Consider the following 12451-nt stretch of genomic DNA (forward strand, 5'->3'; position numbering starts at 1 on the left):
GCCCGGTTCCGCGCGTCGTACCGGTCACGGCCTCGGCCCGTCGTCCCCGGGGCCGCGGACGGTGACGAGGCCGGAGAGGCCCGAGACGGTGAGGACGGGCTCCAGCAGCGGTGTGACGACGAGCTCCAGGCGGTCGGCGTGGGCGAAGAGCACGCTCAGCCCCGCGCTGTCGAGGTACTCCACCGCGGTCAGGTCCAGGACGAGGGGGCCCGAACCCCGGTCCAGGGCCTCGGCCAGCGAGCCGACGTTGCTCATGTCGATCTCGCCGCCGACCGCGAGCCGGGGAGTACCGTCCGCGCGTCTGCCGGGGGTGAGCGTGAGGGGGCTGGTCATCTGGGGATCCTCATCTGCATGTCAACGGTTGTGCCGGACGGACCGGGGGTGATGCTGACGTCCTGCATCAGGGCGCGCATGAGGGCCACGCCCCGGCCGCGGTGGGCGTTGGGGTCGGGCCTGGGGACCTTCCACCGGCCGCTGTCGGCCACCGTCAGCAGCAGGTTGTCCACGAGGGCTTCCGCACGCAGTCGCACGGCGTCCCCCGGAGCGTGCCGGTGGCCGTGCTCGATCGCGTTGGCACACGCCTCCCCGGCGGCGACGAGCACGTTCTGCACCGTGTTCGCCGGCAGGTCGCACTGGGCGAGCCAACCGCGCAGCGCCTTGCGGACCGGCGCGAGCTGTGACGACTCGGCCGGGAAGGAGATGTCCAGCGGCGCCGGATGGCGGTAGAGGAGCAGCGCGACGTCGTCGTCGTACCCGCCGACGGGCGCGAGCCTCGACATGACCTCGGTGGCGAGATCGTCGATGGGCACGTCACGGCCGTCCTGCACGGCGTCGCCGGCCTGATCGATCCCGGTGTTCAGCGGACGCCGGCGACGCTCCACGAGCCCGTCGGTGTACAGCAGCAGCGTGGACCGTGCGGGCAGGGTGCAGGTGGCCTCCGGGCGCTGTCTGCCCGGTCGTACCGCCAGCGGCAGGGAGCGCCCCTCCTCCAGCAACCGGGTGGTGCCGTCCGGGAGGGCGAGGATGCCCGGCGGATGCCCGGCGCTGGAGTACGTCAGCTCCCCCGTGGCCGGATCGAGCACACCGCAGAAGACGGTCGTGCACAGCGCGCCGGGGACGCTCGCGGCGAACTGGTCGAGGGCCATCAGCGTCCGGGACGGGCCGGCGTACTGCAGCATCAGCGCGCGGCAGGCGCTGCGAAGCTGGCCCATGACGCTGGCCGCTTCCAGGCCGCGCCCGACGCAGTCGCCCACCACGATGCCGATCCGCCCGTCCGGCAGCGCGACGGTGTCGTACCAGTCACCCCCGACCTCCAGCGGACGCGTGGCGGGCTCGTAGCGCACGGCGAAGCCGTCCGGGAGCCGGGCCGGGCCGAGGATGGCGCGTTGCAGCGCGATCGCGGTCTCCCGCTGCTGGTCGATCTGCTGCGCCCGCACCAGCCCCTGCGCGAGGTGCCCGGCCAGCAGGGAGAGCAGGAGCTGGTCCTCGGCGGTGAAGGGCCGGTACGCGCCGAGATCGATCCACAGGACCAGTGGCCCGTCGGGATGTTCGAGCGGTACTCCGGCACCGCCGTCCTCGGTCACCGGGGTGAGCGAGGGCTGACCGCGCAGCGCGGTCAGTGCCTCCCGCCGCGCCGCGGGCAGGTCCTCCCAGCTCCGGGACTCCCCGTTCCGGGGCTCCTCCGTGGTGGTGAGGACCGGTGTGTCACCACCCCCGAAGAGGGCGGCCACCACGCTCCGCGCCCCCCACAGGGTCTTGAGCCCGCCCAGGGCCCCGGCGAGCGCCTCGGACAGGCTCGCGGCCGTGGACAGGGCCGTGCTCAGGGCGGCCAGTGCCGTCTCGCGCCGGACGGCGTAGTGCTCGGCGGTGACGTCGCGGAGGGTGCCGACCGTGACCTGGCGTCCGGTGTCGGGGTCCTCGGCCTTGCTGTAGGTGACGGTGATCCACAGCCGGTGGCCGTCGCGGTGGGTGACCGGGACGGTGTACGAACCCTGGTCGCGCTCCGGCAGGCCGGAGAAGGCGTCCCCGACCCGGCGGTGCGCCTCGGGGTCGGTGGCGGCCCGCGGCCACCACGGCTGGACGGGCGCGTAGGGCAGGTTCTCCGGCCCGTACCCGAGGATGTCGGTGAACGCGGCGTTGATCTCCACCACGGCCCCGGACTCGTCGCAGACGAAGAAGGCCTCCTGCAGGGAGTCGATCAGCGCGGTCCGCCAGCGGACGTGGTGACCGCGCAACCGGGCCAGTTCGACGTTCGCGCGCACCCGGGCCAGCAGCTCCGCGGCGGCGAAGGGCTTCACCAGATAGTCGTCGGCGCCCGCCCGCAGCCCCTCGATCGACGCCTCCTGCCCGGCCCTCGCCGACAGCAGCAGCACGGGCACCGAGGCGGTGCGGGTGTCCCCGCGCAGCCTGGCCACCAGTTCCAGCCCGTCCAGCCGGGGCATCATCACGTCGCTGACGACGAGGTCGGGGATGTCACGGCGGGCGGTGGCCAGCGCTTCGGCCCCGTCGTCGACGGCGGTGACCTGGTATCCCGCCCCGTCCAGGATCCGCGTCAGGTACTCGCGCATGTCGCTGTTGTCGTCGGCCAGCAGGACCCGGGCGCCCGTTCCCCGTGCCGGGCCGGTGCCGGCGGTGCTCGCACCGGCCCGCCCGACCGGGTCGTCGGCCGCCCCGGCGGGATCGCCGCCCGGAAGCCAGTGCAGGGCCTCCAGGACGTAGGGGTCGGCGGTGGCGGACGCCACGGTGTCCCCCGCTTCCGGCGCCACGGCGCCGGGAGGCAGGTGGGCCGTGCCGAACGGCAACCGGATGGTGAAGGCGGTGCCCTCGCCCTCGCCGCTCTCGACGCCGATCGTGCCGCCGTGCAGACCGACGAGTTCCTGCACCAGGGCCAGCCCGATGCCGCTGCCCTCGTTGGAGCGGGAGCGGGTGTTCTCGATGCGGTGGAAGCGCTCGAACACCCGGGGCAGCTCCGCCTCCGGCACCCCGACACCGGTGTCGGTGACGGTGACCACGGCGTGCTCGCCCGCGGTGCCGACCACGACGCGGACCGCGCCGTGGAAGGTGAACTTCAGCGCGTTGCTCAGCAGGTTGAGGACCACCTTCTCCCACATGCCGCGATCGACGTACACCGGCTCGTCCAGCGGCGGGCAGTCGACGTCGAAGGCGAGTCCGGCCCGCTCCATCGCGGAGCGGAAGACGCTGGCCAGTTCGGCGGTCACCCCGGCCAGGTCGACCGGTTCGTACCGGGCCTGCATACGGCCGGCCTCGATCCGGGAGAAGTCGAGCAGGGTGTTGACCAGCTTGCCGAGCCGCAGCCCGTTGCGGCGGATGACGTCGAGCTCCTGGAGTACCGGGCCCTCCGCGCCGGCGAGCCGGTCGCGGAGCTCCTCCACCGGGCCCATGATCAGGCTGAGCGGGGTCCGGAACTCATGGCTGATGTTGGAGAAGAAGGTGGTCTTGGCCCGGTCCAGTTCGGACAGTTCCTCGGCACGCCGCTGCTGCGCCTGGTAGCCGCGGGCACTGCCGATACCGGAGGCGATGTGACCCGCGGCCAGCTCGACGAACCCCCGGTAGCCCTCGTCCAGCACGCGGTACCGGTTGAGTGCCGCCACGAAGAAGCCGTAGGGGGCGCCGCCCTGCCGCAGGAGCGGGACCACGAGCGCCTGGAGCGGGGGCTCGGACCAGTCCCCCGTGGGCAGGCCGGCGAAGGCGTCCCCGGTCAGGGGGACCAGGACGGCCTCGCCACCGGCCGGGACCGCGGCCGGCCACACACCGCCGCTCGCGCCCGCCGCCAGGGTGGCCGGCGCGACCGGGTGGCCGGCGCCGATGCCGCTCGCCCCGGCCAGGCGGGCGGTGTCGCCGTCGAACAGGTAGGTCAGGGTGAAGGGCAGGTCCTTGCGGTTGTGCCCGAGCTGCCCGTCCGCGAAGGCCAGCACCTCCTGCTCGGTGCGGATCAGGCTCGGGTCCGAGCCCAGGTCACGCAGCGTGGCCATGCGCCGCTGGCCGATCACCCGGTCGGTGTCCTCGGTCACCACGCACAGCATGCCCACGACGTCGCCGACGTCGTCCCGCAGCGGGCTGTAGGAGAACGTGTGGTAGGTCTCCTCGCTGTAGCCGGAACGCTCAAGGAGCAGCAGCAGCCCCTCGTCCCAGGTGGCCTCGCCCGTGGTGAGCACGGTCTCGATGCGCGGGCCGGCGTCGTCCCAGACCTCCGCCCACACCTCGTTCGCCGGCCGCCCCAGAGCCCACGGGTACTTGCGGCCCAGCGTGTCCCGCCGGTAGGCGGCGTTGCAGAAGAAGGTGAGCTGCTCGCCCCAGGCCATCCACATGGGGAAGCGCGAGGACAACAGGATGCTGACGGCCGTCCGCAGACTCTGCGGCCACTCCCCCGGGGGGCCCAGGGGCGTGCCGGCCCAGTCCACCTCGGCCAGGTCCCGGCCCACCTCGCGGTCGGCGGCGAACACACCGCCCTCCCCCGCGGGACGCGGTCCGTGCCCAGCCTCGCCCGAACGCCCCACGCGACACCCGTCCCCTCATGGCGGCCCCGTGGGGCCCTGTTCATGATTCATGCCGAACGCACGCGCGAGACTCCGACCGCGCGCCTACGGCCTGTCTGCCCCGTGATCGCCGCGCCACCCCGCCGGATCTCTCCGCCGGCTCCCCGGAGCGACGACTCCTCCGCCTCGGCGGGCATTCTCTCAGACACCCGCGAGGCCCGGCGCTCGGGGAAGGCCTGCGACCCACCGGGCGGATCGGCCGGGCTCCGGGCGGATGATCCGGGCGAATCGGGAAACCTGTTCCGGTAGCGCACGGCCGTGGACGCGCACGGGGTCCTCGGAGGCACGCTCCCCGGCGCGGCGGGGCGGCCGGTCCGCATAGGACCGCCGGGACCGCGGTCCGCCGCCCCGGCGCGGCGCTCACCGCACAGGAGGCCTGGTGAACGAGACGGAGGGAGCCCTCTCCATCAGCACGCGACCCAGCCCGTCGGGGCCCGTGGTCGTGTGCCTGGCGGGAGAGCTGGACCACTACACGGGCCCCGGGCTCCGTACGGCCATGGCGGACGTGCTGCGCAGCCCCGGCGCGGGCGTCATCGCCGACCTGTCGGCCCTCGACTACTGCGACTCCACGGGGATGACCGAGATCATCACCGCCTACCACCGCACCCGGGCCGTGGGCGCCTCGTTCTCGGTCGCGGGGCTCAGCCCGGCCATGGCCCAGCTCTTCCGGGTGGCGGGCCTCGACCAGCTCCTCGCGCTGTACCCCAGCGTCGAGGAGGCGGTCGACGCGCTCGGAGCGGCCTGAGGTCCGGCGGTGACGTCCCCGCGCCCCGCCCGGACCGGGGGCGCCGGTCAGCGGGCCGGCGGGCCGGGCTCCGGTTCGGGTTCACCGAGTTCGGGCTCCAGTCCCCGGCTCACCGGGGTGCGGCGCCGCCCGGCGTCGGCGCGCCAGGCCTCGAAGGCCCATGCGGTGAGGGAGACGACGGCCACACCCAGCAGCCAGCCGCCCAGCACGTCGCTGAACCAGTGCACGCCGAGGGCGACTCGGGTGAAACCGACCCCGAGGACGCAGAACACGGCGACGCACCAGCAGGCGACCCGCCAGGCCCGTGGCACCAGGGGAGCCAGGACCAGCATGAAGACGGCGAAGGACGTGGTCGCCGTCATCGCGTGGCCGGAGGGGAAGGAGTAGCCCGCGGCGTGCGCCACCGGATCGTGCAGAGCGGGCCGGGCGCGCTCCACCACGATCTTCGCCAGCAGTCCGATCAGCCCCCCGGCCACGGCGGTGACCGCCGCCCAGGCCGCCAGCCGCCAGGCCCGGCGGTACAGCAGCCACCCGGTGAGCACCGCGACGGCCGCGCGCAGCGTCGACGGATCCCAGATCCGGTCGGACAGCAGGTGCAGCACGTCCGTCCACCCCGGATGGCGCAGGGCGTACGCGTGCAGGTCACGCGCCGCGGAGGTGTCCAGGTGCCGCAGGGGCCGCCACTGGCCCTCGACCAGGGTCAGCAGCAGCCCGAAGGCGACCGCGGCCACCGCGGCGAGGGCGGCGCCGCCGAGCAGCCGGGCGCCGTACCTGCGGTCGGCCCGCATACGTCGGTCTCGAAGGGTGCGCGGTGCGGTCGGTCCGGGCATTCAGACTCCCGGGTCGGCTTGGACCGGGCCCGGACGACGGCCTCGCGCCGCTTCCAGTTGCGCGGCGAACGTGAGCCCGAGGAAGAGGGCGACGGAGGTCAGGTAGGCCCACAGCAGCAGGGACATGAAGGCGCTCAGGGGGCCGTAGACGGTGTCGAAGGAGCCGCTGAGGTCCAGGTAGAGGCTCAGCAGCCAGGTCAGCGTCATCCACAGCACCAGGTAGACGGCCGCGCCGAAGGCCAGCCAGGTGTAGCCGGGCTGCCTGCGGCGCGGTGAGCGGCGGAAGACGACGCACGCGGAGAGGAGCGCGAGCAGCAGCCCGAAGGGCCAGCGCAGGACGTCCCAGGCCGCCCGGGTGCTGGAGTCCAGGTGGTACACGGTCACCGCAGCCGAGGCGAGGTCGTCGCCGGCGACCATCACGACGAACCCGAGGCCGAGCGGGAGGCCCGCGCCGACGGACATCAGCAGTCCGCGCAGGTACTTGAGGTGGAAGGGGCGGTCGCGTTCGTTGCCGTAGATCCGGTTGGCGCCCCGCTCGATCTGGCACATCGCGGTGGTGACGTTGACCAGGGAGAAGAGCGCGCCGAACCAGAGGGCGACGGCGGCGCCGTCACCCGCGGTCCGCCGGCCGCGGTCGAGGGCGTCGTCCACGACATGGGCGCTGGGGCCCTGGGCGATCCGGTGGATCGTCAGTTCGGCCAGCTTGCCGACGTTCTCGGTGTGCAGGCTGGTCGAGAGCCCGACGAAGGCGATGCTCAGGGGCACGAGGGCGAGCACCGTCTGCAGGGCGAGGGCCCGGGAGTGGGTGAAGCCGTCGGCGTACCGGAAGCGGACGAACACGTCCCGCAGCAGCGACCAGCCGCCGTAGCGGCGCAGCGCCGCCCATGCCTCGTCGCCGGAGAGTTCCTCTCCGCTCATGTCCCGTGTCTCGGGAACCTTCGTGGCGGTGCCCATCACTTCTCCCGCGTCGGCAGCAGCATGGTCAGGGCCCCCGGCACGGCCTCCACGGTCAGGCGCCGGCCGCAGGCCACCGGGTCGCCGTCCAGTTCGCGTGGCTGCGGGGCGTCGAAGGCGAACTCCGCGCGCCGGAAGGTGCGGAACTCCACGGGCGCGCCGCCCGCGTCCTCGTGCCGGTCCCGGCCGGACGCCGTCCCGCCGGGACGCAGCAGCGTCCGCAGGGCGCGCAGCCAGCCGGCGATGCCGCGCGGGTCCAGGATGAGAAGGTCCAGCCGTCCGTCGTCGGGCCGGGCGGCCGGCAGCAGGGTCACACCGCCCTGGACGCTGCCGACGTTGCCGACCAGCACCATGCGGGCGGTGCGGCGCAGCGCGGGCGCGCCGTCGAGACGGATGGTGACGCCCATGCGCGGGCCGCGCAGTTCGCGGAGCACGGCGAGCGCGTAGGTGGGCCAGCCGAGGAGGGACTTGGCGCGGTCGTTGGCGTTGGCCCGCCGCATCGTCGCGGCGTCGAGTCCGGCGCCGGCCATGGCGGCGAAGTGCGCGGGGGCCAGACCGTCGCCCTCGATGCGTCCGAGGTCCACACGGCGGGTCGTGCCGCGCAGTGCGGCGTCGAGGGCGTCGGCCGGTGCCGACGGCAGGCCGAGGTTGCGGGCCAGGAGGTTGCCGGTCCCGCAGGGCACCAGGGCGAGCGGCACGTCACTGCCCGCCAGGGCCTCGGCGGCCGCGCGGAGCGTGCCGTCGCCGCCGCACACCACCACGAGTGTCGCGCCGTCGCGCAGCGCGCCGGCCGTCTGGCCGCCTCCCGGGTCGTCGGCGGTCGTCTCCACGAACACCGGCGCCCGGTGGCCGTGCTGTTCCAGGACCCGGCGCAGCGTCTCGCGCCCGGCCCGGTCGGTGACCGTGGGATTGAAGATCACGGCGGTGCTGCCGGGGATCGGCAGGGCGGCGCCGGCCGCGGGCGCGGGCTCGGTCGGGTCGGCGGGGGGAGCGGACACCCGCCCGTCGGCGAGCAGGGCGCGCCCCACGATCAGCAGCGACAGACTTCCGTTGACGAGGCCGCCCACGACATCGGTGGGATGGTGCATGCCCCGGTAGAGGCGGGCGAGTCCGACCAGCAGCGGGACGGCGCAGAGCAGGCAGGCCGCCGCCGTCCGCCACGGTCCGCGCAGCCGGGTCAGCGCCAGCACCGCCAGGCCGCCCCAGACGGCGGTGGCCGCGCCGGTGTGGCCGGAGGTGTAACTGGAGGTGGGCAGTGAGCCGTCGAGCCGGTGCACCTCGGGGCGGTGACGGTCCACCGCGGTCGTGATGACCAGGAAGACCGCCGACTGCAGGGCCACGGCGAGGGCGAGGAACGAGGCCTGCCGCCACATCGGCAGCCGGGGTACCAGGATCAGGCCCAGGCAGGTCGCCAGGGTGACGGCGATGACCGTCATGGTGTTGCCGGCCTCGGAGGCGATGGAGGACAGGGTGGTCAGGGTGGCCGTACGCGCCCGCGCGAGGGACTCGTCGACCCGGTCCTCGGCCGCCAGCGGCCAGAGGTGACGGGCCGGGCCGGTGATCAGCAGCCCGAGGCCCACCATGAGGGCGGTCTGGCAGACGGTCAGCGCGCCGATCGACCTGATGGACCGGCCGATCCCACGCGGCATCCGGGGGCGGACCACGCCGGCGGCGCCGGTTCCCCCGCCGGCCCCCTCCCCGGAAAGCCCGGCGGGTCTACCGGGCGCGGCAGTCGACATGAGAGCCCCTCTCGTTCGGCGCTTGGCGACGGAGTTCACCGGACGCTGGTCCGGCTCAACGCCGTATGCCCGCTCCGTGAACGACCAGACCACCGACCGGGCGGACGGCACCGGCGGGTCGTCGCCCCCTCCTGTGGTGACCGGCCCCCGGAGGGGCGGGCGGGTGGGCGCCGTCCTTCGCGGGAGGACCGGCGCCGCATCCGGGTACCGGCCCGGGGCGAAGAGCCCGCGCGCCGCGGACGTGCCGCCGGCGCGCCACCTCGAGGGCATCGGAGGCGGCGGGCGCACGTGCGTCCCGGTGCTCCTGTGCGGGCCGGGCCGGAGCCGCCTCGCCGACTCCACGGCGGGAATGCCGCTGCCGGACGGCCTGCGCGAGGCGGTGGCCGCGCTGACGGCCGCCGGGGCGCCGCACGAGCGGGACGCGGAGGGCGGCCGGACCGGAGGCGACCCCCCGTGAGGCGGTCCCGGAGCGCTTTCCCGGATCCGGAAGGGCGGGCGTTTGTGCCGCGCCCGATGCGGGCCGATCCTTGAGAGAGCGGGCGGGCCCGCCCGGCAGCCGGGGGTCGAAGGACTGAACATGCGATGACCACCTCATCGAGTGGTTACGAGGCCGTGGGCCTCGGCGACGCGCGGAGGAGTGCCGGGTACGCCGCTGTCGTGCTGGACGGCCGGGGTCTGGTGACCGGCTGGAGTGCGGAGGCCGAGCGGCTGCTCGGATACCGCGCGCACGACGTGCTCGGGCTCTCGATCGACGCGCTGACGGAACGGGCCGAGGGGCAGCGGCCCGGAGCGTGGCTCACCCGGTGGCCCGGCTCCGGGCGCCGGCACGAGGTCGCCTTCCGCCATGTCTCCGGACGTCCGCTGCGGGTCGCGGTGACCGGTCGGCGGTCCGTCGACACGGCGGAGGGTCCGGCCCTCCTGCTGCTCCTCACGGACGCCGAGGACTTCGCGGCCGGGCAGATGCCGCAGGCCATGCTGCAGGGCATCACGACGCAGTCCCCGGTCGCCATGACGATCTACGGCCCCGATCTGCGTGTGGCCTGGGCGAACGCAGCGGCCCGGCAGGAACTTCCCGGACCGTTCGCCCAGTACGTGGGCCGCAGGGAGGACGAGCTGTATCCGGGCAGCCAGGTGCTGTCCGCGCATCACCCCGCGACGGTCACCCAGCTCATGGGCACGGTGCTCGACACCGGGCAGACCGTCGTGGGCCTGCACTACCGGGGCCGCCCCCCGTCCGATCCCGACCATGAACATGTCTGGTCGCTGTCCTACTACCGGCTGCAGGACGACGAGGGCCGATCGCTCGGTGTCTGCGAGGAGTCGGTGGACGTCACGGACCTTCACCTCGCCCAACGGCGCCTGGCCCTGCTGAACGAGGCCAGCGTCCTGATCGGCAGCACGCTCGACCTCGACCGCACCGTCGGGGAACTGGCCGAGGTCCTGGTGCCGCAGGTCACCGACTTCGTCGCCGTCGATCTGCTCGCGGACGTGCTGGACGGCCGGGAACCCGACGCGCGGTCCGCCGGCCGGCACGGCGACATGCGAAGGGCCGTCCACGTCTCCGTGCGCGAGGACCTGCCCGAAGCGGTGGTCACACCCGGGGAACCGGTCGCCTACCCGGAGGGAACCCCGCAGTGGCACTGCCTCGCCGTCGGCCTTCCCGTGCTCAACGCCGTCCTGGACCCGTCCAGCCCGTGGCTGCTCCGGGACGCCGAGCGCAGCTCCCGCATGCGCACCCTCGGCATCCACTCGCACCTGGTGGTTCCGCTGCGCGCGCGAGGCATCACCATGGGAGTGGCCACCCTCATGCGCTGGCGCACCCCGGAACCCTTCGCCGAGGACGACATGCTGCTCGTCGAGGAACTCGCCGCCCGGGCCGCCGTGTGCATCGACAACGCGCGCCGCTACACCCGCGAGCACCAGTCCGCGCTCACCCTGCAGCGCAGCCTCCTCCCGCACGAGCTGCACGCGCACACGGCCGTCGAGGCCGCGTACCGCTACCTGCCCGCCGACACCGAGGCGGGGGTCGGCGGCGACTGGTTCGACGTGCTGCCCCTGGCCTGTGCCCGGGTGGGACTGGTCGTCGGAGACGTCATCGGCCACGGCATCCACGCGGCGGCCACCATGGGGCGGCTCCGCACCGCCGTCCACACGCTCGCGGACATCGACCTGCCACCCGACGAAATGCTCGCCCATCTCGACGACCTCGTCCAGCGCCTGGCCCAGGAGGCCGACGCGGCCCACCCGACCGGGGTCCAGGGCGTGGTCGGCGCCACGTGCCTCTACGGCATCTACGACCCGGTCACGCGCCGGGCCACCTTCGCCCGCGCCGGCCACCCGCCGCCCGCCCTCGCCCACCCGGAGAAGGCGGTGGAGTTCCCCGACATCCCCGTGGGCCCCCCGCTGGGCGTCGGCGGGATGCCGTTCGAGTCTGCCGAGGTGGACGTTCCGGACGGCTGCGTCCTCGCCCTCTACACCGACGGGCTGTTCACCGCCTCCGACGGGGACGCGGACACCGGGCTGGAGCGCATCAGCTTCGCTCTCGCCCACCCGGACCGGCCGCTGGAGGAGATCTGCGACATCATCGAGCAGGCACTGCTGCCGGAACACCCGCCGGACGACGTCGCCTTCCTCGTCGCCCGGCCCCGCCCGATCGCGGCCGAGAACGTCGCCACCCTCAGCCTGCCCTTCGAGCCCGCCTCGGTGGGCCGGGCACGGAAACTGACCGGCGACCGCCTGGCGCAGTGGCGGCTCGATGAACTGTCGTTCTCCGCCGAGCTGATCGTCAGTGAACTGGTCACCAACGCCGTCCGGCACGCCCAGCCCCCCATCTCGCTCCGGCTGATCCGGACCGAGAGCAAACTGATCTGCGCCGTCTCCGACCACAGCAGTACCTCTCCGCACCTGCGACGGGCCAGGCTGGGGGACGAGGGGGGCCGAGGACTGTTCCTCGTCGCCCAGTTCGGCCTGCGCTGGGGCACCCGCTCCACCGAGAACGGCAAGGTCATCTGGGCGGAACTGCCCATCCCCCGGCCGGGCACGGGCCCGCCCGCCCCCTGACACCGGTGTCGTGAGGGTGGCTCCGCGGCCGGTGGGCGAGGCCGGAACCACCGAACAGGCAGGGGCCCTGGAGTCGGTCCTGGTGGCCCCGCGGGGTGGCTGAATCCGCACAGCCGGAATTGCGGGAAAAGCGGGAGGGGCGGGAAGGGGAAACCCTACGATGATTCCATGAGTGTGCTGGTCTTCCTCTTGTCGCTCGGCACCGTATGTCGCGTCACGCGATTCCTCACGAAAGACGCCCTCGCGGCGGGATTCCGCTCCCGGGTCGCCGACCGTTTCGGCGACGAATCCCGGCCGGCGTACCTGGTCAGCTGTGGATGGTGCGTCAGCGTCTGGGTCGCCGGCGCCGTCACCGCACTCGCCTACTGGGCGGGCGGCGAGACGTGGTACCAGATGGGCGCCACGGCACTGACTCTTTCCTATCTGACCGGCCTGGCGAGCAACTGGCTCGACTGATTCGGCCGCACATATTCGCCATCGCCGGTCATTTCATATGAACAGATGGCGGGGAGTGTCGCCGTACCCGCGTCCGGGAATAGAGGGTACGGGACGAACTCCCCTGCGGTG

The 12451-nt window shown here is 73.9% G+C and carries 9 protein-coding genes; 4 read left to right on the plus strand and 5 right to left on the minus strand.

The genetic code is table 11. The features are described 5' to 3' along the window. Nucleotides 1–24: 24 nt before the first annotated feature. Nucleotides 25–333 carry an STAS domain-containing protein gene (locus tag MXD57_RS00470; RefSeq protein ID WP_250399209.1) on the minus strand — a complete coding sequence of 103 codons (309 nt, stop codon included), beginning with the start codon at nucleotides 331–333 and terminating at the stop codon, nucleotides 25–27. Continuing rightward, nucleotides 330–4463 (minus strand): SpoIIE family protein phosphatase, encoded by a 4134-nt coding sequence (locus MXD57_RS00475; RefSeq protein WP_250399210.1) that lies wholly within the window; start codon nucleotides 4461–4463, stop codon nucleotides 330–332. Before MXD57_RS00475 ends, MXD57_RS00470 begins: the two co-directional genes overlap by 4 nt. A gap of 472 nt (nucleotides 4464–4935) precedes the next feature. On the opposite strand from MXD57_RS00475, the gene MXD57_RS00480 reads away from it, so the two are divergent. Next, nucleotides 4936–5301 (plus strand): STAS domain-containing protein, encoded by a 366-nt coding sequence (locus tag MXD57_RS00480; RefSeq protein WP_250399211.1) that lies wholly within the window; start codon nucleotides 4936–4938, stop codon nucleotides 5299–5301. A gap of 47 nt (nucleotides 5302–5348) precedes the next feature. Here MXD57_RS00480 and MXD57_RS00485 read toward each other — a convergent pair whose 3' ends face one another. The 3 genes from MXD57_RS00485 to MXD57_RS00495 are packed head-to-tail and all read right to left on the minus strand — an operon-like array spanning nucleotide 5349 to nucleotide 8824. Next, nucleotides 5349–6131 (minus strand): phosphatase PAP2 family protein, encoded by a 783-nt coding sequence (locus MXD57_RS00485; RefSeq protein ID WP_250399212.1) that lies wholly within the window; start codon nucleotides 6129–6131, stop codon nucleotides 5349–5351. Further along, nucleotides 6132–7085: a YihY/virulence factor BrkB family protein gene (locus MXD57_RS00490; protein WP_250399213.1), complete on the minus strand. Its 954-nt coding sequence runs from the start codon at nucleotides 7083–7085 to the stop codon at nucleotides 6132–6134. It lies immediately after the preceding gene. Next, nucleotides 7085–8824 (minus strand): diacylglycerol kinase family protein, encoded by a 1740-nt coding sequence (locus MXD57_RS00495; protein ID WP_374114632.1) that lies wholly within the window; start codon nucleotides 8822–8824, stop codon nucleotides 7085–7087. The genes MXD57_RS00490 and MXD57_RS00495 overlap by 1 nt, the downstream gene beginning before the upstream one ends. Nucleotides 8825–8900: 76 nt before the next feature. On the opposite strand from MXD57_RS00495, the gene MXD57_RS00500 reads away from it, so the two are divergent. The 3 genes from MXD57_RS00500 to MXD57_RS00510 all read left to right on the plus strand — a co-directional run bounded on the left by MXD57_RS00500 (nucleotide 8901) and on the right by MXD57_RS00510 (nucleotide 12340). Next, on the plus strand, nucleotides 8901–9281 hold the full coding sequence (locus tag MXD57_RS00500) for a hypothetical protein (protein ID WP_250399215.1): 381 nt from the start codon (nucleotides 8901–8903) through the stop codon (nucleotides 9279–9281). 125 nt (nucleotides 9282–9406) lie between these two features. Next, entirely contained in the window at nucleotides 9407–11884 is a 2478-nt protein-coding gene (locus MXD57_RS00505) for a SpoIIE family protein phosphatase (RefSeq protein ID WP_250399216.1), read from the plus strand. 168 nt (nucleotides 11885–12052) lie between these two features. Further along, a complete protein-coding gene (locus tag MXD57_RS00510) occupies nucleotides 12053–12340 on the plus strand; it encodes a DUF1360 domain-containing protein (RefSeq protein ID WP_250399217.1) in 288 nt (95 codons plus the stop codon). Nucleotides 12341–12451: the final 111 nt, after the last annotated feature.

Origin of the sequence: Streptomyces cellostaticus (assembly GCF_023630175.1) — a bacterium.
GTDB lineage: Bacteria > Actinomycetota > Actinomycetes > Streptomycetales > Streptomycetaceae > Streptomyces > Streptomyces cellostaticus_A.

Coding starts and splice junctions, on each gene's coding strand:
- MXD57_RS00470 (WP_250399209.1), bottom strand. CDS start 333: ATGACCAGCCCCCTCACGCTCACCCCCGGCAGACGCGCGGACGGTACT.
- MXD57_RS00485 (WP_250399212.1), bottom strand. CDS start 6,131: ATGCCCGGACCGACCGCACCGCGCACCCTTCGAGACCGACGTATGCGG.
- MXD57_RS00505 (WP_250399216.1), top strand. CDS start 9,407: ATGACCACCTCATCGAGTGGTTACGAGGCCGTGGGCCTCGGCGACGCG.
- MXD57_RS00495 (WP_374114632.1), bottom strand. CDS start 8,824: ATGTCGACTGCCGCGCCCGGTAGACCCGCCGGGCTTTCCGGGGAGGGG.
- MXD57_RS00510 (WP_250399217.1), top strand. CDS start 12,053: ATGAGTGTGCTGGTCTTCCTCTTGTCGCTCGGCACCGTATGTCGCGTC.
- MXD57_RS00490 (WP_250399213.1), bottom strand. CDS start 7,085: ATGGGCACCGCCACGAAGGTTCCCGAGACACGGGACATGAGCGGAGAG.